At 70.9% G+C, this 22789-nt stretch carries 22 protein-coding genes; 10 read left to right on the top strand and 12 right to left on the bottom strand.

What is annotated here, in order from left to right:
• Positions 1 to 23 precede the first annotated feature (23 nt).
• A complete protein-coding gene (locus K8V84_RS19125) occupies positions 24 to 827 on the top strand; it encodes a carbohydrate ABC transporter permease (RefSeq protein WP_304076884.1) in 804 nt (267 codons plus the stop codon).
• 55 nt (positions 828 to 882) lie between these two features.
• Positions 883 to 1818, top strand: a complete 936-nt coding sequence (locus tag K8V84_RS19120) for an aldo/keto reductase family oxidoreductase (protein WP_304076866.1) — start codon at positions 883 to 885, stop codon at positions 1816 to 1818.
• Positions 1819 to 1858: 40 nt separating this feature from the next.
• On the opposite strand, the gene K8V84_RS19115 is transcribed toward K8V84_RS19120, so the two are convergent.
• Positions 1859 to 3133, bottom strand: a complete 1275-nt coding sequence (locus K8V84_RS19115) for a serine hydrolase (RefSeq protein ID WP_304076863.1) — start codon at positions 3131 to 3133, stop codon at positions 1859 to 1861.
• Between the two features lie 233 nt (positions 3134 to 3366).
• Here K8V84_RS19115 and K8V84_RS19110 point away from each other — a divergent pair, with 233 nt between their 5' ends.
• Positions 3367 to 3999: a GNAT family N-acetyltransferase gene (locus tag K8V84_RS19110; protein ID WP_304076861.1), complete on the top strand. Its 633-nt coding sequence runs from the start codon at positions 3367 to 3369 to the stop codon at positions 3997 to 3999.
• On the opposite strand, the gene aztD is transcribed toward K8V84_RS19110, so the two are convergent.
• The 4 genes from aztD to aztB form a co-directional block, all read right to left on the bottom strand.
• Positions 3996 to 5183, bottom strand: coding sequence for a zinc metallochaperone AztD (aztD, locus tag K8V84_RS19105; protein WP_304076859.1), 1188 nt, complete (start codon positions 5181 to 5183; stop codon positions 3996 to 3998). The two genes, K8V84_RS19110 and aztD, sit on opposite strands and share 4 nt — an antisense overlap.
• Positions 5184 to 5258: 75 nt before the next feature.
• A complete protein-coding gene (aztC, locus tag K8V84_RS19100) occupies positions 5259 to 6176 on the bottom strand; it encodes a zinc ABC transporter substrate-binding protein AztC (RefSeq protein ID WP_304076857.1) in 918 nt (305 codons plus the stop codon).
• A gap of 5 nt (positions 6177 to 6181) precedes the next feature.
• Complete coding sequence (locus K8V84_RS19095; protein WP_304076854.1) at positions 6182 to 7366, bottom strand: WD40 repeat domain-containing protein; 1185 nt, start codon at positions 7364 to 7366, stop codon at positions 6182 to 6184.
• Complete coding sequence (gene aztB / locus K8V84_RS19090; RefSeq protein ID WP_304076852.1) at positions 7363 to 8259, bottom strand: zinc ABC transporter permease AztB; 897 nt, start codon at positions 8257 to 8259, stop codon at positions 7363 to 7365. Before aztB ends, K8V84_RS19095 begins: the two co-directional genes overlap by 4 nt.
• A gap of 73 nt (positions 8260 to 8332) precedes the next feature.
• Here aztB and aztA point away from each other — a divergent pair, with 73 nt between their 5' ends.
• Positions 8333 to 8956, top strand: a complete 624-nt coding sequence (gene aztA, locus K8V84_RS19085) for a zinc ABC transporter ATP-binding protein AztA (RefSeq protein WP_304076850.1) — start codon at positions 8333 to 8335, stop codon at positions 8954 to 8956.
• Positions 8957 to 9058: 102 nt separating this feature from the next.
• Here the strand turns inward: aztA and K8V84_RS19080 are convergent, their stop codons facing one another.
• Genes K8V84_RS19080 through K8V84_RS19065 form a run of 4 tightly spaced genes read right to left on the bottom strand, consistent with a single transcriptional unit; the run spans position 9059 to position 13425 of the window.
• A complete protein-coding gene (locus K8V84_RS19080) occupies positions 9059 to 9883 on the bottom strand; it encodes a carbohydrate ABC transporter permease (protein WP_304076849.1) in 825 nt (274 codons plus the stop codon).
• Positions 9880 to 10794, bottom strand: a complete 915-nt coding sequence (locus tag K8V84_RS19075) for a carbohydrate ABC transporter permease (RefSeq protein WP_304076847.1) — start codon at positions 10792 to 10794, stop codon at positions 9880 to 9882. The genes K8V84_RS19080 and K8V84_RS19075 overlap by 4 nt, the downstream gene beginning before the upstream one ends.
• Positions 10787 to 12145 carry an ABC transporter substrate-binding protein gene (locus K8V84_RS19070; protein ID WP_304076845.1) on the bottom strand — a complete coding sequence of 453 codons (1359 nt, stop codon included), beginning with the start codon at positions 12143 to 12145 and terminating at the stop codon, positions 10787 to 10789. Before K8V84_RS19070 ends, K8V84_RS19075 begins: the two co-directional genes overlap by 8 nt.
• Positions 12088 to 13425, bottom strand: coding sequence for an ROK family transcriptional regulator (locus tag K8V84_RS19065; RefSeq protein WP_304076843.1), 1338 nt, complete (start codon positions 13423 to 13425; stop codon positions 12088 to 12090). The genes K8V84_RS19070 and K8V84_RS19065 overlap by 58 nt, the downstream gene beginning before the upstream one ends.
• 89 nt (positions 13426 to 13514) lie before the next feature.
• On the opposite strand from K8V84_RS19065, the gene K8V84_RS19060 reads away from it, so the two are divergent.
• Together K8V84_RS19060 and K8V84_RS19055 are read left to right on the top strand one after the other, a co-directional pair.
• Positions 13515 to 15683 carry an alpha-N-acetylglucosaminidase gene (locus tag K8V84_RS19060; RefSeq protein ID WP_304076841.1) on the top strand — a complete coding sequence of 723 codons (2169 nt, stop codon included), beginning with the start codon at positions 13515 to 13517 and terminating at the stop codon, positions 15681 to 15683.
• Positions 15680 to 16627: an N-acetylglucosamine kinase gene (locus tag K8V84_RS19055; RefSeq protein WP_304076838.1), complete on the top strand. Its 948-nt coding sequence runs from the start codon at positions 15680 to 15682 to the stop codon at positions 16625 to 16627. Before K8V84_RS19060 ends, K8V84_RS19055 begins: the two co-directional genes overlap by 4 nt.
• Positions 16628 to 16710: 83 nt before the next feature.
• Here the strand turns inward: K8V84_RS19055 and K8V84_RS19050 are convergent, their stop codons facing one another.
• Together K8V84_RS19050 and K8V84_RS19045 are read right to left on the bottom strand one after the other, a co-directional pair.
• Positions 16711 to 17382: a 1-acyl-sn-glycerol-3-phosphate acyltransferase gene (locus K8V84_RS19050; RefSeq protein WP_304076835.1), complete on the bottom strand. Its 672-nt coding sequence runs from the start codon at positions 17380 to 17382 to the stop codon at positions 16711 to 16713.
• Between the two features lie 135 nt (positions 17383 to 17517).
• Complete coding sequence (locus K8V84_RS19045; protein ID WP_304076832.1) at positions 17518 to 18441, bottom strand: threonine/serine dehydratase; 924 nt, start codon at positions 18439 to 18441, stop codon at positions 17518 to 17520.
• Between the two features lie 103 nt (positions 18442 to 18544).
• On the opposite strand from K8V84_RS19045, the gene K8V84_RS19040 reads away from it, so the two are divergent.
• Together K8V84_RS19040 and K8V84_RS19035 are read left to right on the top strand one after the other, a co-directional pair.
• Positions 18545 to 19486, top strand: a complete 942-nt coding sequence (locus tag K8V84_RS19040; RefSeq protein ID WP_304076830.1) for a LysR family transcriptional regulator — start codon at positions 18545 to 18547, stop codon at positions 19484 to 19486.
• Positions 19487 to 19548: 62 nt separating this feature from the next.
• Positions 19549 to 19968: a VOC family protein gene (locus K8V84_RS19035; protein WP_304076827.1), complete on the top strand. Its 420-nt coding sequence runs from the start codon at positions 19549 to 19551 to the stop codon at positions 19966 to 19968.
• 4 nt (positions 19969 to 19972) lie between these two features.
• Here K8V84_RS19035 and K8V84_RS19030 read toward each other — a convergent pair whose 3' ends face one another.
• Complete coding sequence (locus tag K8V84_RS19030; protein ID WP_304076825.1) at positions 19973 to 20605, bottom strand: trimeric intracellular cation channel family protein; 633 nt, start codon at positions 20603 to 20605, stop codon at positions 19973 to 19975.
• Between the two features lie 96 nt (positions 20606 to 20701).
• Here K8V84_RS19030 and K8V84_RS19025 point away from each other — a divergent pair, with 96 nt between their 5' ends.
• Positions 20702 to 21556 (top strand): ABC transporter ATP-binding protein, encoded by an 855-nt coding sequence (locus tag K8V84_RS19025; protein WP_304076822.1) that lies wholly within the window; start codon positions 20702 to 20704, stop codon positions 21554 to 21556.
• Between the two features lie 106 nt (positions 21557 to 21662).
• On the top strand, positions 21663 to 22789 hold a 1127-nt coding region (locus K8V84_RS19020; protein ID WP_304076819.1), incomplete at its 3' end, for an NAD(P)/FAD-dependent oxidoreductase.

Raw genomic sequence — 22789 nt, 5'->3', positions numbered from 1 at the left:
CCCCGCACCGGCCGCGCCGGCGGATCGGCGGGGCCGCCCTGAGCGTGTTCACCTGGCTCGTGGGCCTGGTGTTCGTCTCACCCGTCCTGTGGCTGGTGCTGACCGCGTTCAAGCAGGAGAACCAGGCCGCCACCGACCCGCCCACGCTCTTCTTCCAACCCACCCTGGAGCGGTTCACCGCGGTGCTGGGCGCGGACTTCCTGCCCTACCTCGGCAACTCCGTGATCGCCACCCTGGCCTCCACGCTCCTGGTACTGGTACTGGGCATACCCGCGGCCTACGCGCTGGCCGTCGCCCCGGTCAAGCGCACCGATGACGTGCTGTTCTTCTTCATCTCCACGAAGATGCTGCCGGTGGTGGCGGTGGTCGTGCCGATCTACGTGGCCGCCGCGCACCTGTCCATGCTCGACAACGTCTGGACCCTGGTGGTGCTGTACACGGCGATGAACCTGCCCATCGCGGTGTGGATGCTGCGCTCGTTCTTCCTGGAGGTGCCCAAGGCGATCGTGGAGGCCGCCCGGGTGGAGGGCGCGGGACTGGCCCGGGTGCTGTGGTCGGTGATGCTGCCGATCATGGCTCCGGGCATCGCGGCGACCGCCCTGATCTGCATGATCTTCGCGTGGAACGAGTTCTTCTTCGCGGTGAACCTGACCGCCGCCCAGGCCGCCACGGTTCCGGTCTTCCTCACCGGTTTCATCACCAGTGAAGGGCTGTTCGTGGCGCAGCTGTCGGCGGCGGTGGTCATGGCGTCGCTGCCCATCGTGGTGATCGGTTGGACCGCCCAGCGTCAGCTCGTGCGCGGGCTGTCCATGGGCGCCGTCAAGTAGTGGAAACTCCGGTCGGGTGCCCGTAATGTGGGCGCCCGATCGGAAAGGACCCCTGTTGAAGACGTTCACTCTGCACGGAACGGACATCATCGTTCCCAATGTCGTGCTCGGGCTGATGCGCATCGCCCACAAGACCGACGAGGAGATCCGCGCCCTGGTCGGCGCCGCGCGCGAGGCGGGGATCGACTTCATCGACCACGCCGACATTTACGGGCCCACCACCCACGCCTGTGAACGTCGCTTCGCCGAGGCGATGCGCCTGACCCCCTCCGAACGCGAGGCCCTGACCATCCAGACCAAGGCAGGCATCGTCCCCGAAGGGCCCTACTTCGACCACTCCTACGAGCACATCGTGGCCTCCGTCGAGGGCTCCCTGCGGGCCCTGGACACCGACCACGTCGACATCCTGCTGCTGCACCGGCCCGACGCGCTCGTCGAACCCGAGGAGGTCGCCCGCGCCTTCGACGACCTCCAAGCGGCCGGGAAGGTGCGCGCCTTCGGGGTCTCCAACCACACGCCCCGCCAGGTCGACCTGCTGCGCAGGTACGTTCGTCAGCCGATCGTGGCCAACCAGCTCCAGCTGTCCATCACCCACGCCCCGATCATCACCCAGGGCCTGGCGTCGAACATGGCGGGCGAACCCCAGTCGGTCACCCTCGACGGCGGCGGTGTCCTGGACCACGCCCGTCTGCACGACATCACCGTGCAGGCCTGGTCGCCCTTCCAGGCCGGGTTCTTCGACGGCGTGTTTTTGGGTTCGCCCGAACACGCCGAACTCAACGGGGTCATCGACCGTCTCGCCGAGAAGTACGACGTACCGCCCATCGCGGTGGCCACCGCCTGGATCACCCGCCACCCCGCGCGGATGCAGGTCGTACTGGGCACCACCACGCCCGAACGGGTCACCGGAGCCGCTCAGGGGTCGGAACTGGACCTGACCCGCCCGGAGTGGTACGAACTGACCCGGGCCGCCGGCCACCGCGTCCCCTGACACCGGGGCCGCACCGGGGCACCGGTGCGGCCGGGCCTGCTCAGAAGTAGATCGGGGTGAGGTCCTCCTCCGGCCAGCCGTCGGTCGCGTCGACGGCCTCCCAGAGCAGGGGGTCGATCTCGTTCCAGTTCAGGTCGTCGCCCTCGTTGCGCCGGTTGAACAGGGCGGCGACGGTGTAGCCGTTGGAACGGGCCAGGAAGGTGTGGGTCCCGGGCATGCTGCCGAAGTGCCAGGTGTTCTCCCCGGTCTCGGTCGGCCGCACGTACCAGCCCAGGCCGTAGTGGGTCGCCCCACCGCCGATCTCGGGCACGGCGAACACCTCGGTGATGGAGTCGGGGGTGAGGACCCCGGCCTGGGCGGGGGTGTCGTAGATGGTGCAGTACCGCACCAGGTCGGCCGCGGAGGCCACCCAACCACCGTTGCCCAGCTGGTTCTCCAGGTTGAACCCGCCGTAGGGAGAGGGCACCTGGTCCCCGGAGCCGTCCAGCACGGTGGTCGTGGTGTGGACCGACTCGTAGCGCACTTCGCCCTCCTGGGTCTGGGCCAGGGAACGCCCGGCGCGCATCCGGGCCACGTCCACAGGGCCGAGCACGTCCGAGACGACGAAGTCCTCGAACGTTCCCCCCGTCACCTCGGCGATCACCCGGGAGACCAGCAGGTAGCCGTAGTTGCTGTAGGCGTGCTCGGTGCCGGGGGCGAAGTCGAGCCCTTTGCCGCTGACGTGGGCGATCACGTCCTCCTCGGACAACGGCAGGGTCAGATCGGTCTCGTCGACGATGGAGTGGTCGGTCCACAGGGGGTCGCCGGACAGGTCCCGATTCCAACCTCCCAGGTGCTGCAGGGCGCGCCGGACGGTCACCTCGCCCAGACGGGGGTCGGGGTCGTTCCCGGGCAGCGGGGTCAGGTCGATCAGATCCTGAACGGGTGTGTCCAGGTCCAGCTCACCGCGCTGGGCCAGGAGCATGGCGGCGGTGCCGGCGATGTTCTTGCTGAGGCTGGCGATACGGAAGACGTCGGTCTCCTGGGTGGTGGCCACGTCGGAGCCGCCCCAGGTGTAGCCGCGCACCAGCGCGATGCGTCCGTCCCGGGCCACGGCCAGGGAACCGGCGCTGATCGAGCGGGCCTCCATGTACTCGCGCATGACGTCGTCGAAGTGGGCCAGGGGAGCGACCTCCGGTCCGGTCACCCGCCAGGTGAGCTCGTCCGCGTGAACGGGGAGCACGTGGCCGCCGGCAAGGGCCACGCCCGTGCCCGCGGCCAGGGCCAGGGCGCCGCGTCGGCTGGGACCACGGGTCGGGTTCGGTGGGAAGGGCATGTGCGACAAGGCGAGGGCCTCTCGTGTGGGAGGAAACGATGGGGCCTTCCCGCACGGGGGCAGGGGGAGAAGGGGTGGGGGACCCGGGCAAGGTATCGACACGGGTTCCGGGGGGTCAACACGATTTCCCGCGCCGTGCGGGCGGGCCCGCCGCGTCACCGGTGGTGTCGCTTCCGAGAAGCGCTCCCGGCCCCCGATACCGTACCGTCTGGACGGTTCATGAAAGGAGAGTCATGGGGCGCGCGGAGGAAAGAGGGGACGGGCTCTCGATACGGGCGGCCGGTCGCCGGGACGTGACGGCCGTGTCCCGGGTGCTGGCACGGGCCTTCGAGAAGGATCCGTTCGTGGCGTGGATGTTCCCCGAGGACCTTGGGCGGCGGGCACGCCGGCTCTACGCGATCGAGGCCGGGTTCGAGTACCTGCCGTACGGGCTGGTGGACGTCGCCGTGCTCGACGACCGGGTGGTGGGCGCGGCCCTGTGGGGGAGGCCCGGCCTCTCCACGGGCCCGGGAGCCCTGCGCTGCCTTCCGCACCTGGCCGCGCTCTTCGGGGCGGACCGGCTGCCCACCGTGCTTCCGGGCATGATGAGCCTGGCCGGGCACACACCCCGAACACCGCACTGGTACCTCGCGGAGTTGGGCACCGACCCCGACGTTCGTGGCGTCGGGGCCGGTGTGGGCCTGCTGCGTCATGGGCTGGAGCGGGCCGACCTGCACGGAGCGCCGGTCTTCCTGGAGTCGAGCAGTGCGCAGAACCTGCCGTTCTACGCGCGCTTCGGGTTCCGGGTCCTGGCCGAGGTCCCCATGCCCGACGGGCCGACCCTGCACACCATGCTGCGCGAACCGGGTACGGAGGAGAAGGACTAGTGGCCGACCCCGCTGAGCTCGTCGGGGGTCTCCTCCAGGGTCACCGAGGCGGTGACCTCACCACTGGACAGGTCCACGGCGTGCACCTGGTCGGTGGCGGTGTCGCTCACGTACGCGGTCTCTCCGCGCACGAACAGGGCCGGGCGGGGCTCCTGCCACTCCAACGGCTCCTCCCACTCGTCCATCAGCTCGATGCCGTCGGTGACCTCGGCCGATTCGGGGTCGATCACGTGCAACGTGCCGTCGGTGCCCAGGACCAGGGCCTCACCGCCCGGGCCGCGGCCCAGGGAACGGAAGGTGTAGCTGGAGGGCAGGTCGACCAGGGTCATGGAGGCGTCGGCGGTGTCGACGAGGGCGACCTGCTCGGGGCGCTCCAGTTCGGCGTCCGGGTCGGTCTTGTAGTCGCCCAGGACGATGGGGGAGTCGTCGGAGCCGGCCTGGTTGCCGATGCGACCGTAGTCGTCCTCGCCGTCCACCTTGGTGAACTCGCCGTCCTGGTAGATCAGGACACCGTCCTCGCAGCCGATGACCACGGCCTCGCCCTCGGCCGTGGTCTCCCCGTGCACGCCGGGGCACTCCTCGCTTCGGGCGACCTCTTCGTGGTTCCCGTCCAGGACGATGGCGCCGACGCGCTCCTCCTCGTCGCCCAGGGTGACGAGCAGTTCCCCGTTCTCCAATTCGACGGCCACGCCGTGGTGGGCCTCCTCGGTGGTGTAGGTGTCGAGGTCGGCGGGCGTTCCCTCGCCGAGCGCGTCGGTGTCGAAGGCGGTCACCTCACCGGTTCCGTCGGCGAACAGCACGGTGCGGCCCGCGTGCCGGACCACGTGCCCGGGGGTGTCCGCGGCGAAGACCGTGTCGGTCAGCTGCGCGCCGACGGCGTCCAGGACCTGGAAGCCCTCGGAGGTGGAGACGAACACGTGCCGATCGTCCCCGGCGGGGTTGAGGCGGTTGAACCCCTCCAGTTCGATGTCCTCGATCACCTCCAGGGTCCGGCCGTCCAGGACGTAGAGACCACCGTCGTAGGTGGTGACGATCGGTTCGTTCACCGGGACGCCGGCCTCGTCCGAGGTTTCCGTGCCGGCCTCGGAGGCGGTGTCGTCGTCGGTGCCGCAGGCGGTCAGCAACAGCCCCGCGGAGAGCAGGACCGGTAGTGCGGCCCGGCGTCGGTGGTGTGGTGTGCGCATGGTTCTCTTTCGGTTTCCGGTGTGGGAGAAAACGGCCGTGGCGGGAGACCACGACGTGGGGACCCGGGGATCGGGTCAGTCGCCGCCGAGTCCGGCGGCGATGGCTTCGGTGTTGGCGCGCATCATCTCCAGGTAGGTGGCGGCGCCCCCGCCCTCCGCGGTGAGGGATTCGGAGTAGAGCGCGACGACCTCGATCTCCACCCCCGCCTCCTCGGCCATGACGGTGGCCAGACGGTCGGGTCGGGAGGAGTCGGCGAAGACGGCCGAGACACCTGCTTCGGCGACGGCGTCGGAGAGGTCCTTGAGATCGGAGGTGCTGGGCGAGGCCAGGGTCGTGCCGCTGGGGATGACCGCGCCGATGACCTCGAAGTCGTAGCGGTCGGCGAGGTAGCCGAAGACGTGGTGGTTGGTCACGAGCCGGCGGTCCTCGTCCGGCAGGGCGGAGAACTCCTCGCCCATCCACGCGTCGAGTTCCTCGACCTCGCCCGCGTACGCCTCGGCGTTGGCGCGCACGGTGTCGGCGTCGACCCCGTCGACCTCCTCGACCACGTGTTCGGTGATCAGGTCCACGGCCATGAGGACACGGGCCGGGTCGGTCCAAAAGTGCGGGTCGGGCTCGCCCTCGCTCTCGTCGGAGGTGTAGGGGAGGGGGTCGACGTTCGCGCCGACCTCCAGGGCGGGCACACCCGCATCCTCCGCGGCGGCGACGTTGCGCGCGATCCCCTCCTCCAGACCGAGACCGTTGTGCACGACCAGGTCGGCCTTCTCCAGCCTCGCGGCCTCCTGGGCGGAGATCCCGAACGAGTGCGGGTCGGCGTCGGGCTTCATCAACACGGTGACCTCGGCCTGGTCGCCGACGATCTCGCGGGTGATGTCGCCGAGGATGTTGGTGGTCACCACGATTCCCTCGCCACCGTCGTCGGGAGAGCAGGCGCCGAGCGCGAAGAGGAGTCCGGTGGCGGTGAGCGCGGTCAGGGCCTTGCGCGGATACACGTCGATCACCGTCCCGTCTCGACCATGAGGTGCGGCGCGATGTCCACCTCGAAGGTGCGGGCCACCCGAAGATCGTCGTTGTAGTCGACCTCGTGGACCAGACCGGCCTCGGCGTCGTTGACGTAGGCGCGGGAGGTGTCCACCTGGAGTGTGGGAGTGTGCTCGGGATCGATGGTCTCCACCAGTGCGGCGTCGGCCGTCTCCTCACCGTCCTGCGGGTCGAAGGAGTGCAGGGACCCGTCGCCGGTCAGGGCCAGAACGGGCATCCCCTCGCCGACCGCGGTGACGGTGACCGGGTCGTCGAGATCGAGGGCGCGCCACTCGGCCGCGGCCAGGTCCAGGATCCACGGGTCACCGTCGGTGGACAGCGTGGCCAGGACCGCCGATCCGGGGCGGTGATGGAAGGATTCGACGCGCCCGGCCCCCGGATAGGGCAGGACGGACGCTTCGAGGGCGTCGTCCTCCGAGGTCAGGTGCAGGGCGCCCTCGGCGCAGCCCACGACCAGGCCGCGACGGGTGACGGCCGCCCCTTGAGGGTCGGCGCAGGTCTGGTCCAACGTCTCGGCGGGCTCCCCGGCCCGGTCCAGGGACCGGACCGTGCCGTCGTCGTCCACGGCGACCAGGCCACCGGCGAACGGCAGGGCTAGCGAGGTTTCCTCGGAGATCGGGTCGACGGTGGAGACCGTTCCGTCCTCCAACCCTTCCCGTTCCAGGACCAGGGAGGTGCCCGCGTCATCGATGACCGAGGTCAGCACGGTGTCGGTGACGACCGCGGCGGCGGTGACCCCGTCCAGTGCGCCGACCGGACCGGTGTCGGTCCGGTAGTAGTGGTTGTGATCGCCGTGGTCGACCGTCCACACCCCGCTGTCGAACACCTCTGTCATCCCATCACCGGATGAGTTGAGGTAGGCGAATCGACCGTCCCCGGCGATGCCGTCCGCTCCGGGGACGGTGCCGAGTTCGGTGGTCTCCTCGGTGATCAGGTCCACCAGCCGCACCTCGCCGCTGTCGGCGTCGGCCAGGACCAGCCGGGACTGCGGTTCGGCGGCCTCCTCGGCCCCTTCGACGTAGCCGTGGGGTGTTTCCTCGGCCTCTGGCACCTCGTCCCGGGGTGGTTCTGCGGCGCAGCCGGCCAGGAGCAGGGTGCACAACCCCACGGTTGCGGCCGTCGTTGTGGTCAGGGGTCTCACGGGGTCATCGACCTTTCTTCGAGTCGAGGGTGGGAGGGCGTCGTGGCGGAAGGGGGAGTGGGGCGTTCTCGCCGCGCGAGCCGAGAACGCAGGGTCGAGAGCGCCAACGAGACGAAGAAGAACGCCACGGCGGTCGCCGCGATGCTCGCCCCGGCCGCGGTCTCCCAGTGCCAGGAGGCCAACAGTCCGAAGTAGGTCGAGGCGACGCCGATCAGGGCGGCGGCGCACATGATCGTCGGCACGCTCCTGGCCCACGGCACGGCCGCCGCGGGGGGTGCGATCAGCAGGCCGAACACCAGCAGGGTGCCGACCACGTGGAAGGAGGCGACCACGGCCAGGGTGACCAGGGCGAGCATCGCGGCGTGGGCCGCGCGCGGGGCCAGCCCCAGGGTGTGCGCCTTGCGGGGGTCGAACGCCAGGGCCATGAACGCCCGGTGCCCCACGACCGCCACCACCAGTGCCACCAGCAGACAGATCCCCAGGTGCCACAGGTCGCGTTCGCGTACCGCCAGTACGTCGCCGAAGAGGAGCCCGGTGAGGTCGACGGCGAACGTGGCCGAGTGCGAGACCAGGATGACGCCGACGGAGAGCATGCCCACGAACAACAGTCCGATGCTCGTGTCCTGCGACAGTCGCGGGGAGCGGTTCAACAGGGTGACCCCCGCGGCCATGGCCCCGGCCGCCAGGGCTGCGCCCAGGAACAGGCTCTGGCCGAGCAGGGCGGCCAGGGCCACCCCGGGGAGCATGCCGTGCGACATCGCGTCCCCGAGGAAGGCCATCCCCCGCAGGACGACCCACGTCCCCGCGATCGCGCAGATCAGGGAGACGAGGGCGCCGCCCCACAGCGCCCGCTGGACGAAGGTGACCCCGAACGGATCGATCAGTGCTTCCATGATGCGACACTCTACAACGATAACCATTATCGTTTTAACATCGGGTCGAACGAGGGGAAGGCGGAGGAAGCGGATGATCCACACGGAGTTGCGGAATGTTCACGCGGGGTACGGGCGTGGGGACGTGCTGCAGGGGGTCGACGCGCACATCCCCCAAGGCCTGGTCACGGCGGTGGTCGGGGCCAACGGCGCGGGCAAGTCCACCCTGCTCGCGGTTTTGGCGGGCACCCTCAGGCCAAGCGGGGGTGAGATCGTTCGGGCCACGCGGGCCCGTCCCGCCTTCGTGGTCCAACGCAGTGCGGTGCCCGACACGTTGCCGCTCACGGTGCGCGACGCCGTGGCCATGGGGCGCTGGGCCCATCAAGGTCTTTGGCGGACACCGACCCGACACGACCGCTCGGTGGTGGAAGGGGCGATGGAGCGGGTCGGTATCGCCGACCTGTCCGGTCGCCAACTGGGAGAGATCTCCGGGGGACAGCGGCAGCGCGCGCTCATCGCCCAAGGGCTGGCCCAGGAGGCCGACCTGCTGCTGTTGGACGAGCCCTCCGCCGGCCTGGACCGTGGGGCCAGGGAACGGATCGCGCGGGTGATCGCCTCACTGCGGGGGGAGGCCACCATCGTGCACGCCACCCACTTCCCGGACGAGGCCGCGGGCGCCGACCACCGTCTCACCCTGGACGAGGGCCGGGTCGCGTAGGCCGGCCGGGCGCCGGTCCCGTCGGTCCCGGAAGCGCAATGCGTGCGTGCCCCGGTGGGCGGCCTCGGGTGAACCCATGGGAATCCTTTCGTCGGTGTGCTTTCAGGCCTTGACCGCTCCTTGGGTGAGGCCGTTGACGAAGCTGCGCTGGAAGATGAGGTAGACCACGACGATGGGGGCGATCACGATCAGGCTCGCCGCCGACAGCAGTGGGATGTCGGTGCCGTACTGGCCCACGAACAACCCAAGCCCGGTGGGTGCGGTGCGCAGGGCCGGGTCCTGCATCATCACCAACACCAGCAGGAACTGGTTCCACGACCACATGAACACCAGCACCGCCAGGGTGGTGATGGCCGGCCACGAGATCGGCAGCAGCACCCGGGTCAGCACGGTGTGGTCGCGCGCCCCGTCCACCCGGGCGGCCTCCACCAGCTCCCGAGGCACCGAGGCGAAGTGCGACTGCATCCAGTACACGCCGAAGGGCAGGAACAGGGCGATCTCGGCCAGGATCACCCCGGTGTAGGAGTTGGTCAGCCCCACCTCGCGCAGGTTGAAGTACAGGGCGATGACCAAAAGTTCCACCGGCAGGGTCAGGCCCAGCACGAAGGTCAGGGAGATGCCCTTGCCGCCCCACACGCCCAGGATGGACAGCGCGTACCCGGCCAGGGTCGCCAGGCACACGGTCAGCGGCACCACGAAGACGGCGATGATCAGGCTGGACCACATCAGTCGGCCGAAGTTCCCGGCCTGCCAGGCGAGTGCGAAGTTGGACCAGGACCACTCACTCGGCAGGGAGAACGCGCCGACCTGCCCGCCGGCCGGGTGCACCGAGGCCAGCGCGATCCCGGCGAAGGGCGCCAGCACCAACACCGCCAGGGTGCTCAGCAGCCCGTACCGCAGCGCGGTCGTCATCGCCGCTCGGTTCACTTGGCCTCCCGGGTGAGTAGACGGATCGCGCTCACCAGCACGATGACGATCAGGGTCAGCACCACCGCCAACGCGCTCGCCCCGCCGATGGTGCCCTCGTTGAAGGCCAGCCGGTACACCAAAAGGGCCGGCACGTTGGTCTGCCCGGCCGGCCCGCCGTTGGTGGTGACGAACACCAGGTCGAAGGAGGCCAGGGCGGCGATGGTGGTGATGACCGCGGCGATGCCGACCTCGCGGCGCAGCCCGGGCAGGGTGACGTAGACGAATCGGCGCAAGGGGCCGGCGCCGTCGATGGCGGCGGCCTCGTTCAGGGACGGGTCGATGCGCTGGGCCCCGCTCATGAACAGCACCATGCACAGTCCGCTCATGCACCAGGTGCCGATCAGTCCCAGGGCGATGAGCGCGAAGTGGTAGTCGCCCAGCCAGGCGCGGGTGATGGCGCCGAGCCCGATGGTTTCCAGGGCCCGGTTGATCATGCCTTCGTCGCTGTAGAGCCAGCGCCAGGTGATGCCGACCGCCACCAGTGGCAGGACCTGGGGCAGGAAGAACACGGTGCGAAAGAACGTCATCGCGGTGCGCACCCGCCCCAGCATCAGGCCGGTGAGCAGCAGCCCGATGGCGATGGGGACGAGTGAGAAGAACACGATGAGGATCAGGCCGTTGACGATGGCCCTGGCCAACAGTGGTTCGGTGAGCACCCGGGTGTAGTTGGCCAGGCCCGCCCAGGTGGGTGGCCCGACCCCGTCCCAGTCCAGGAACGAGAACCACACGGTGCCGGCCGCGGAGTAGATCGCGAAGCCGGCGTAGACGACCAACGCGGGCAACAGGTACAGCCAGGCGCGCAGGCGCGACCGCCCGGGACGCCGGGCCCCGGTGGTCGCGTTCTCGCGCAGCAGGGCGCCGCTAGCCATGGACGCGGTCCCACTCGGCCTGCAGGTCGGACAGGAACGTCTCCTCGTCGGTGCTTCCGGCGATCAACCCCTGCACCCCCGGGGTGAGCTGGTCGATCATGCCGGGCGTGGCGAAGTCGGGGAAGGGCACGATGCCGTCCTGCTCGGCCGCCGTCCCGTAGACGCTGTTGATCTCTTCCAGCACACCGCCCTCCCCTGTGGAGGCCTCGGTGTCCACCGGCATGAACCCGGTGTCCAACTGGATCTGCGCCGCCTCCGGCGAGGACAGGTAGTCCAGGAACGCCGCGGCCACGTCCGGGTGCTCGGTGGCCGAGGAGACCGTGTAGGAGACGCTGGAACCGGAGGTCATCGGCGTCCGATCGGGGTCCTCACCCGGCAGGAGGAAGAACCCCACGTCCTCGCCCAGGGCCTCCTCCATCTCGAACGCCGCCCAGTTGCCGATCATCAGGAAGGCGCTCTCACCACCCGCGAAGGCGGCCTTGGCGTCGTCGTCGGAGGTGGCGTTGGCGCTCTCGGGTATGTACCCGGCCTCCACCCAACGGGTGAGGGTCTCGGTCGCCGCCATGGCCTCGTCGGTCTCGATGGTGGAATCGGGCGCCCCGTGCACCCAGTCGCGGTAGGCCCGGTCGTCGCCGAAGGCGTTGAGCAGCGTGTTCCAGACCTGGAAGCCGCCCACCTCCAACCCGCCCACGCTGAACGGGGCGATGCCCTCCTCGTCCACCGCCGCCAGAGCGTCCTCGAACTCGTCGAAGGTCGTGGGCGGCCCCTCCACCCCCGCCTGCGCCAACAACTCGCGGTTGTAGAACACTCCCAGCATGGACAGCGCGCCCGGGACGGCGTAGAGACTTCCGGTGCCGAACCGGGTGGCGTCCTCGTCGGCGCGCAACGGCTCCAGACTCGCCTCGGGGAAGGACTCCTCCCACCCGTAGGCCTCCGCGTACGGTTCCAGGTCCATCACGTATCCGCCCGGGATGAGCGAGCGCATCGCCCCCGGGTTGTACTGGGCGATGTCGGGCGCCTCGTCGGAGGACATCGACAACGTGACGGTCTTGACGTAGTCGGTGAACGGGGTCTGCTGAAGCTCGATGGAGACGTTGGGGTGCTGCTCGGTGAACCCCTCGACCAGCTCGGTGGAGGGCGGGTCGTCGGTGTAGGCCAGGGCCAGCTCGACCGGCTCGTCGGTGATGGTGGTGGACACGTCCTCGGGCACGTTGTCGCGTTCGCCGTTGCCGCTGGACAGGGTCGCGCACGAGGTGAGGAACAGGACGGCCGTGGCACCGGCCGCGCCCCGGATCAAGGACCGGTCGATTCGTGAACGGATGGGCGGTGGATCGGTGGACCTGGTGGACATGGTGTCCTCCGCGGTTGTCGGGTCTGCCGGACCGGATCGGGTCGGCCGGTCGTCGAAGGTGGTCTCAGGCGGGTGCGTTCGACCTGGTCGAGCGAGTGGCGCAGGGCGCCCTGGACCACGGAGTCCTCGCCCATCCGGGACAGCTCCAGTGGGGGCGGGTCCAGGCGTTGGCGGCTCAGGTGGGTGCGCAGGGCCGCCGACAGCGCGGGGCCGCACCGCGCCATGGGGCCGCCGACGACGACCACGCCGGGGTCGAGCAGGGCACGGACGGCGCCGACGCCCTGGGCGAATCGGCGGGTGATCTCCTCCAACGCCACCAGCGCCGCGGGAACTTCGTTGAGGACCGCGCTGACGACCGCGGCGGTCTCCGCGCCCGGTTCCGCCGGTCGGGTGAGCAGGGCGTGGTCGCCGCGCCCACGAGCGGCCTCGCGGATCAGGCCGGCGAACGCGCCGGTGCCGGTCCAGGCCTCGAAGGCGCCCAGAGGGGCGTCGCCTTCCTCACGCGCGGGTTCGGGCGCGTCGGTGAACAGGTCGAGGTAGCCCAGGTCCCCGGCGTCGTTGGTGGCGCCACGGTGCAGAGCGCCCGCAGCGACGATGCCCGCACCCACCCGCTCGCCCCAGTGGATCAGCACCATGGAGCGGTGTTCACCGCCGCGCCAGAGCTCGCCCTCGGTGGCGAGCTTGACGTCGTTGTCCAGGTAGACCTCGCAGCCGGCCGCCGTACCCAGTGCCCGGATCAGCGCGTCGCCGGTGACGCCGGGCATGCTGGGCGCGAATCGCACCCGCCCGGTTGCGGGGTCGACGATGCCGGGCACTCCGATCGAGGCGTGCCACACCCCGCCGGCCTCGATCCGCGCCTCGGCCAGGACCCGGCGCGCGGCGTCGGTCAGCGCCCGCGCCACGGCCTTGGCACCGCGCTCCTCGAACCCGGGCAGCGGTGCGTTGTGGGCGGCCGAGATCGTGCCCGACAGGTCGGCCAGACCCACCCGGACCCCCTCCGGGGACACCGACGCGCCCAACACGTGCCCGGCCTCGGCACGGAACCGCACCCGCCGGGCGGGCCGCCCCGAACCGGCCCCCGAGCGCATCGGGGCCAGGAACTCCACCAGTCCGGCCTCGCGCAGGTCGGACAGCGAACGCGACACCGCCTGCCGGGACAACCCCGCCTGTCGCGCCAGTTCAGGGGCGCTGGTGTGATCGGCCGCGCGCAGCAGGGTGAGCACGGCGGTCGTGTTGACCTCGCGCATGTACCGCGTGCCCGCTGCGACCGGCACGTCCACGTGCCCCGCCCCTTTCCACCCTTGCCCGCCGGTGAATCAGGTATGTACCGTACGTAACTCCTGAGCATCCCGGCAAGAGGAGCGATCCGATGGCCGACACTCCGAAGGACCCGCCCACCTGGGACGAGTCCGTGGACGCGCTGGCCCACCGGATCCTGGGTCGGTCGCACCGTCCGATCGACTTCCGTGAGCGCCCCGGCACGAAGCGTTCCTTCACCTACCGCGTCGACGGGGGAGCGCTCACGGTCGAGGCGACCGACGCGGTGGCCGCGGCCGTGGCCCTGCACACCTACCTGCGCCGCGAGTGCGGACGCTCGGTCACCTGGGACACCCCGCTGCCGCTGCGGGTCGACCACCCCGAACGGGTACGGCCGGTGCACGGCACCGCCGAGGTCGACCAGGGCTACCACCTGAACTTCTGCACCACCGGGTACACCGGCGCCTACTGGGACTGGGACGACTGGGAACGCGAGATCGACTGGATGGCGCTGCACGGCGTCACCATGCCGCTGACCACGGTGGGCCACGAGGCCGTCCTGTTCGAGACCTACACCCGTCGTGGTCTGCAACCGGATCGGGTGCGCGCCTTCCTGGGCGGCCCCGGCTACCTGCCCTGGCAGTACATGGGCAACCTGGACGGTTTCGCCGGCCCCCTGCCCGCCTCCTGGATCGAGGGCCATCGGGAGCTGGGGCTGCGCGTCCTGCGACGCCAACGCGCCCTGGGCATGACCCCGGTGCTACCCGGGTTCACCGGACACGTGCCGGCCGAACTCGCCCCGGACCGGACCCGAGCCCGCACCTGGCACGGTCTGACCACCCACGTCCTGGACCCCGACGACCCCCGCTACCCGGAGCTGGCCGCCGACATCGTGCGCGTCCAACGGGAACTGTTCGGCACCGACCACCTCTACGCCATCGACCCGTTCATCGAGATGGTCCCGGTCGACGCGGACCCCGGCTTCCCGGCACGGCTGGCCCGCGCCACCCTGGACGGGCTCACCGGCGCCGACCCCCACGCGGTGTGGGTGCTGCAGACCTGGCCGTTCTCCTACCAGAGCCGCTTTTGGAGCGCGGAACGCGTCACCGCCTTCCTCGCGGCCATCCCCGACGAACGCCTGCATCTGCTCGACCTGTGGGCCGAACACGACCCCCAGTGGAGTCGATTCGACGCCTTCGGCGGCACCCCCTGGACCTGGTGCGCCCTGCTCAACTTCGGCGGACGCAGCGAACCCATCGCCGACCTGCAGGGCGCAGTGGACCGCGTCGGCGAGGCCAAACGGGCCGTGCACCCGCCGACCGGCGTCGGCCTGTCCATGGAGGGCACCCGCAACAACCCGGCGTTCTTCGAACTGGTCGCCGACCAGATCTGGTGGCGGACCGAGGACGTGGCCGCCGACTGGCTGCCCGACTTCGTTCGGCAACGCTACGGATCCGACGATCCCGCCCTGCTGTCCGGTTGGCGGGGGTTGGCGGAGACCGTCCTGGGCGCCTCGGGGGTGCGGATCTTCCCCGAACAGTTCAACGGGGTCCTCACCCGGCGCCCCGACTTCGACGACCTGGCCGAACCCGAACGACACCGCGCCGAGGTCGACGGGCTCGTCTGGTACCCCTGGCCGCGTCTGCTGCGGGCCTGGGCGGACCTGGTCGGCGCGGCCGAGGCCGACCAGGCCCTGGCCCAAGGCCCCTTGGCGCACGACCTGGTGGACGTGGCCATGGCGGTGCTCTCCCGGATCGCCGACCGTCACCACCTGGACCTGGTCGAACACGCGGTGCGGCACCGGGAGGTCCCCGAGGAGTCGCTCGGCCGGTTCCTGCGGGTCTTCGACGACCTGGACGCCCTGCTCGACACCCGGCCCGAGTACCGCTTCGCCACCTGGGAGGCCAAGGCCACCTCCTGGGCCACCAGCACCGAGGACCACCGTGTGCTGGCCGACAACGCCCGCCGGATCCTCACCGTCTGGATCGACCTGGACAACCTGCGGCTGGATGATTACGCCGCGCGCCTGTGGTCGGGGCTGGTCGGCGGCCACTACCGCGTGCGCTGGGAGCTGTGGGGGCGGCTACTGCCCCAGGCCCTGAACGAACCCGAACGGGCCGCCGCCCGCCTGGCCGACAGCCTCAGCGATCACGCCGAACGATTCCTTTGGCACGGCCCCCCGGCCCGACCGGCGCCCACCGAGAGCACCCTCGCGCTCTCCCGCCGACTCCTGGACCACTACGGCGCCGACCGCGACGGCGAAGGTTCGAGCGGGGGATGAGCCGCGTGAGCTGCGCCGGGATCGACGTGGGCGGCGGAGGGATCCGCGTGCTCGTCCACGACGCCGGCCGCACGACCCGCTCCGGTGAGGACGTCCCGGCGCCCCGCGGTGACCGAGGGCTGGATCTGGCGGTGCTGGCCGCCCGACTGTCCGCGCTCCTGCTCCGGGCCGCCCCGGTGTTCGACCGCGTGGCCATCGGCATGACCGGCCTGCCCGACCTGGTGCCCGACCCCGGTGGGCTGGTCCGAGGTCTGCGAGAGCGCGTACCCGTGGGCGTGGTGGTGCTGGCCGGGGACTCGGTGACCACCCACGTCGGAGCCCTGGGCGGTCGGCCCGGAGTGGTGGTCGCGGCCGGCACCGGGGCGGTCGCGCTCGGCACCGACCTGGAACGCACCTGGAGCCGCACCGACGGGTGGGGAATCCTGCTCGGCGACCATGGCGGGGGAGCCTGGGTGGGCCGTGAGGGGCTCCAGGCCGCGCTGCGCGCCCATGACGGCCGACACGGTGGTTCGTCGACGCTGTGGGACCACCTCGCCGCGCGCTTTGGAAGCGTGAGCGCGTTGGAACGCCGGGTCTACGCGGCCTCGGCCGCGGACGCCGCCACCGCTCTGGCGTCCTTCGCCCCCGACGTGGCCGCCGCCGCCCGCGGCGGGGACGTCGTGGCCCGACGGATCTGGCAGGAGGCGGGCACACACCTGGGCCGGGCCGCCGTGGCGGCGACCGCGCCCGGGTTGGACCGGCGACTGTCCTGGGGAGGCGGGCTCTTCTCGGTGGGCGAGACCGTGCTGGGGCCGTTGCGCGCCGAGGTGCTGCGTCACATGCCCGAGACCGAACTCGTGCCCCCGCAGGGCGGGTCGGTCGAGGGCGCGCTCACCCTGGCGCTCACTCCGCCGAGACCGCACCCGCCCCACCTGTACGTCTTCGATCGACCGGTGGGCGCCTAGTTCTGTTTTGTGAACCACGGGGGGTCACCCGTTCGGGCGCCCGAACACGCCGAAGCGCCGGCGGAGGCTCTCAAGAACACTGCCTAGTCGCCGGCGCTCTGCTCGTTGTAGGTGCCGGCGCGCTCCTGGCCGGTGAGGTCGCCGATGGAGTCCATGATCCGGTCGGTGATGACCCGACGGGCCTTGCCCGGGGCCAGGTGGTCGAACCCGGTGGAGAAGTCCAGCGGCTCGCCGAAGCGCACGGTGAACCGACGCGGACGCGGCATGTTCGCGCCGATCGGCTGCACCTGTTGGGTTCCGCTCAGCCCGACCGGCACGACCAAGGCCTTGGACTCCAACGCCAGGTGCGCCACCCCGGTGCGCCCCCGGTACAGGCGTCCGTCCCGTGAGCGGGTGCCCTCGGGGTAGACCACGCAGGCCTCCCCGTCGTTGAGCCGGTCCAACATCATCTCCAGCGACATCATGGCGTCGCGGGCGTTGCCTCGGCGGACCGGCATGGCGCCCAGCGCGCCGAACATCGTCTTGGTGAGGCTGCCCTTGACCCCGGGGGTCTCGAAGTAGTCCGACTTGGCCAGGAACCGGACCCGGCGGTGGGTGACCGACAACGGTATGACGACGCTGTCCACGAACGACAGGTGGTTGCCGGCCAGGATCACCGGCCCGGTGGCGGGGACGTTGTCACGGCCCTCGATGGTCGGGCGGCACAGGGTCCGGGCGAGGACCGCCGCGGTCTGCCGCAACGCACCGTAGAGCACGTGTGTTCTCCCTAGCCATGGGGTCGGATGCCGTGAACGAGGGGACGGCCGAACCCAATGTACGGGTGACCGATGGGTAATGAAACGCGGGCGCCCCGAAAAGTGTTCCAGGTCACCCACCGGTCGGTGCGGTGCTCAGTCGTTGAGTCGCCAGTCGGCGTTGGCCCCGCACACCACCAGACACGGGTTCTCGCCCGGGATCCGTCCGGCGAGCCAGGCGGCGAAGGGCACCGCGGCGGCGGGTTCGGTGGCGATGCGGAACTCCTGCCAAAGGCGGGTCTGCGCGCTGATGATCTCGGCGTCGGAGACCAGGACCGGGGTGATGGGGTTGGCGCGCAGCACCTCGAAGGGCACCCGACCCAGGGTGGAGGCGCCCAGGGCCGAGGAGGCCACCGACTCCACCGGGGTGCTCACCGGTTCCCCGGCGGCCAACGCCGCGTGCATGCTCTGACAACCCTGCGGCTCCACACCCACCACACGACGGTCGCCCGCGCCCAGACGCACCCCCGCGGCCAGTCCGCCGCCGCCCACGGCCACCACGATCGAGTCGCAGTCGGGCACGTCGGTGGCCACCTCCAGACCGACGGTGCCCTGCCCGGCCACCACCAGGGCGTCGTCGAAGGCGTGCAGGTAGCGCACCCCCTCGGAGTCGGCCTGCTCGCGGGCGGCCTCGGCGGCCACCGCGTAGTGCTCGCCGACCCGGACGATCTCGGCACCGGTGGCCTCCAACGGTGCCGCCTTGGCCTCGGGCACCGTCTCGGGTACGTACACCGTGGCCCGCACGCCCAGGATGCTCGCGGCGGTGGCCACGCCCAGGCCGTGGTTGCCGCCCGAGGCGGTGATGACCCGGTCGGTGGGTTCGCCGCCCATGAGCGCGTTGAGCGCCCCGCGGAGCTTGAAGGCCCCGGTGCGTTGGAGGTGCTCCAGCTTCAGGGTGAGGGGCCGTCCGTCCAGTTCGGTGCGCATCACCGGGGTGTGACGGGCGTGCGGGGCGATGCGTTCGGCGGCGGCACGGACGTCGGTGGCCGTGGGTACTGCGGGCGCGGTCATGGTGCTCATGTTCCCACTCTGTCGCTACCGGCGGTTAACTTGAAGTTGGGTCTGCTAAAGATCATTAAGCACAACTTTGTATCAGCTTTTGTGTGAGTGTGAGGAGGGGCGGATGTTGGACGCCAACCGGGTGCGGATCCTGGTGGAGATCGCGCACGCCGGATCGATCACGGCCGCCGCCCAACGGCTCTCCTTCACCCCGCCCGCCCTGTCCCAGCAGCTCACCAAACTCGAACGCGAACTCGGCTGCCGCCTGGTCGAACGCGGCCGCACCGGCGTCACCCTCACCCACGCGGGCCTGGTCCTGCTCGAACACGGCGAACGCGTCCTGGGGGAGTTGCGCGACGCCGAGGCGGCCGTGCGCGAGGTCGCCGGGCAGCGCCCCGACCGGCTGTCCCTCGGAGCCTTCGCCAGCGCCGGCAAGGTCCTGTTGCCCCAGACATTGGCGGTGTTCGGCCACGAGCACCCCCACGTGCGTCTGTCGCTGTCCGACATCGAACCGCCCGGCGGCCACGACCTGGTCGCCTCCGGGGACCTGGACCTGCTCATCACCCACCGCTATCCCGGGGTGCCGCTGCCCCGTGCCGGTGGTCTGCAACGCGAACGCCTCCTGGTGGACCCGCTCATGGTGGTGGCCCCCGTCGGACACCCCGTGACCGACACCGAGATGAGCCTGTCCGAACTGGCCGAGGAGGAGTGGATCTGCGGTGCCCCGGGCATCCACAACCGGGTCAGCCTGGACATCGCCGCGGCCGCCGCCGGGGTCCACCTCACCGTGGCCTACGAGACCCGTGACTATGAGGTGGCCCTGGCCCTGATCGAGGCCGGTGTGGGTATCGCGCTCATCCCCAGGAGCATCCTCGGCGCCGCCCGCGGCGGCGGTCGGGTGAGCCGCCCCCTGCGCGGTGTCGCCCTGGCCCGCGAGATCTACACCGTGCACCGCCGTCGGCCGCCCGAACCGGTCCCGGCCATGCTCGCCACCCTGCGCCGCATCGCCGCCCGCACATTGCCCGCCCGAGGACCCGCACACGAAACAGACCTCGACACGCGATGAGTTCCACGCCGTGCGGGGGTCGGTACCGACGACCATGGAAGCCCCGAACACCAGGAGCCATCATGACCACACCCGCGGGCCTGCTCGTCCTCAGCCTTCCCATCGCCGACCGGATGAGCGCGATGGTCTTCTACCGTGACGCCTTCGGTTTCGAACTCCTCGGTGAACCCGCCGAGGACGGCGTGCCCGAGCCCCTGCAGTTGCGACTCAACGACCAGGCCCTGCTGATGCTGGTCCCCACCGGAGGGTTCGGCTGGGTCGTCGGGGGAGACCGCGAGATCGCCCGACCCGGGACCAGCGAGTGTCTGCTGAGCATGGCGGTCCCCACCGAGGACCAGGTCGCACAGGTCATGGACCGGGTCACCCGGGCCGGGGGCGAGGTCATCACCCCGCCCCAAGACCACCCGTGGGGGCATTCGGCGGTCTGCGCCGACCTGGACGGCCACCTCTGGCAGATCATCGTCGAGCCCACGGGCCCCTGAGCGGCTACAGGGGTGGGGAACCGGGCGGTCTGGGCGCGTTCCAGCGGTAGCGCAGCGACATCATCCGCATACCGAAGCACACCAGGGCGCCCACCATGGCCACCCACCAGGGTGCGAACCCCGACAGGATCCCGGCGACCACGATCCCCGCGCCGAGCATCGCCGGGATCGCGTACAGGCGCGAGTTGGCGCTGAGCACCGTCGGCACCCGGTTGAGCATCACGTCGCGCAGGGTGCCCCCGCCCACCCCGGTGATCACGCCCAGGATCACCGCCTGCATCGGCCCGAACCCGTACTCCAGGGCCTTGGTCGATCCGATCACCGCGAACAGACTCAGCCCCGCCGCGTCGAACAAAAGGATGGGTTTGCTCAGGTGGGTGAGCTGACGGTTGAGGAAGAACGCCAACGTCGCCCCCGTCAGCGCGACCACCAGATAACGCCAGTCCTGGAAGGTCGCGGGGGTGTCGCCCAGCAGGACGTCGCGGATGATGCCGCCGCCGATGGCGGTCACCACCCCCAGGGCCATCACCCCCACGATGTCCACCCGGGCGGTACGGATCGCCGTCAGGGCGCCGTCGAGGGCGAACGCGAAGACCCCGAGGAGGTCGAGGACGAGCAGAACATCGAACGAGGACATGAGCGTGCGCCGTGAGAGGCGGTTCCCTTCCGGATACGAACCGAATTGCCGACCGCGGTTCACCAGCCTAAGCCGCGGTGCTCTAAGGTGCGGCACATGTCGCCGACCGAACCATCGCTCCTCACCCGCCACGAAGACACCTCCGACGAACACGCGCCGCCGGTCGTACGCGCCGTCGACGTGGACTTCGTACGCGGCGGGAACCCGATTCTGCGCGGGATCTCCCTGACCGTCCGGTCCGGAGAGCACTGGGCGCTGTTGGGCGCCAACGGCGCCGGTAAGAGCACCCTGCTCGGTCTGCTGGGAGCGATCTCACACCCCACCCGCGGCAGCGTGGAGGTGCTCGGCCACCGTCTGGGCCGGGTCGATCTGCGCGAACTGCGCTCCCACATCGGCCACGTGAACCCGAGGCACACCCCCGACGGGCCGCTGTCGCTGCGCGAGGTCGTGCTGACGGGCCTGTCCAACACCACCGCGTGGCCGCCCCGATGGACTCCCGGCGCCGAAGAGGCCGACCGGGCCGAACACCTGGTCGACCTGCTCGGGCTCGCCCACCGCGGCGACGCCCGCTGGGCCACCCTGTCCCAGGGGGAGCGGGGGCGCGCGCTCATCGCCCGCGCCCTGATGCCCGATCCTCGTCTGCTGCTGCTCGACGAACCCGCCACCGGTCTGGACGTGGCCGGGCGCGAACAGCTCATCGAACGGATCGACACCCTCCAGTACACCTGTCCCGAGCTGGCCACGGTCCTGGTCACCCACCACCTGGAGGAGCTGCCGCCCGGAACCACGCACGCGCTGTTGCTGAGGGAGGGGACCCGTCGGGCCGCGGGCCCGGTCGAGCGGGTCCTGACCTCCGAAGAGGTCGGCGCCTGTTTCGACCACCCGATCCGACTCACCCGTGTGGACGGCCGCTGGTCCGTGCACAGCGCCCGCACGATCCGTCGCCCCTGACGGTTGCGCCCGCGCGGGGGCGGCGGGTCGCGTGTCGGTCTTCCCCTGGGCCGGGCTCGGGGGGAGCATCGGGTGAGATCACCGATCCGAGGGCGGGAAAGAGATCATGGAACACCTGGACGCGATCGTCATCGGTATGGGACCGGGGGGAGAGGTGGTGGCCGACCGGCTGCTCACCGAGGGACGCCGAGTGGGGGTGGTCGAGCGCGAACTCATCGGCGGCGAGTGCGGCTACTGGGCGTGCATCCCCACCAAGGTGCTGCTGCGCGCCACGGAGGTGCACCGGGAGGCCGTCGAGGCGGCCGGGGTCACCGGTCCCGACCTGGACTGGCCGGCCCTGCGCGACCACCGTGACCAGATGATCCGGCACCTGGACGACTCCAAGCAGGTCGAGGGCTACCGCGAACGCGGTGCCCGGGTCCTGCGCGGCGCCGCCAGGGTGGTGGGCCGCGACCCCTGGCGGGTGGCGGTGGGCGAGACCGAAGTGACCGCCGACCACGTGGTGGTGGCCACCGGTTCCAGCGCGGTGCGCCCGCCCGTGGACGGTCTGGACGACCTGGGCCCCGAGCTGGTGTGGACCAACCGCGAGGCCACCAACCTCACCGAGATCCCGCCCCGCGCCCTGGTCATCGGTGGCAGCGCCGTCGGTGTCGAACTGGGCGGCTTCCTGGCCGGGATGGGCACCCGGGTGACGATCGTCCAGCGCGGACCGCGACTGTTGGACCGAGAGGACCCGCGGCTGTGCGCCCTCATCACCGAACGCTTCGAGGCCGACGGGGTGGACGTGCGCACCGACAGCCAGGTCGAGTCCGTGCGGCGCGAGGGCGACGGTGTCCTGGCCACCCTCTCCGATGGTTCGAAGGTGCGCACCGACGTGGTGGTCCTGGCCACCGGGCGGCGACCCCGAGGTGACGAGCTCGGCCTGGCCGAACTGGGCGTGGAACTGGACGGTTCGGCGCTGCCCATCGACGAGCACTGCCGGGTGGCCCCCGGGCTGTGGGCGGTGGGCGACGTCAACGCGCGCTCGATGTTCACCCACGTGGCCAAGTACCAGGGGCGGATCGCGGCCGATGGTGTCCTGGGCTCCCCGCGCACCGCCGACTACACGGCCGTGCCCCGCGTGGTCTTCTCCACGCCCGAGATCGCCGCCGTGGGCCTGACCGAGGAGCGGGCGCGCGAGGCGGGCGTGGACGTGGTCACCTCCGAGGTCGACCTCACCGAGGCGCTGGCCCG

The organism is Nocardiopsis listeri (assembly GCF_020741345.1).
Taxonomy (GTDB): Bacteria; Actinomycetota; Actinomycetes; order Streptosporangiales; family Streptosporangiaceae; genus Nocardiopsis; species Nocardiopsis listeri_A.
The sequence above is the reverse complement of the archived record's forward strand: the minus strand, read 5'-3'. Positions and strand labels throughout refer to the sequence as shown.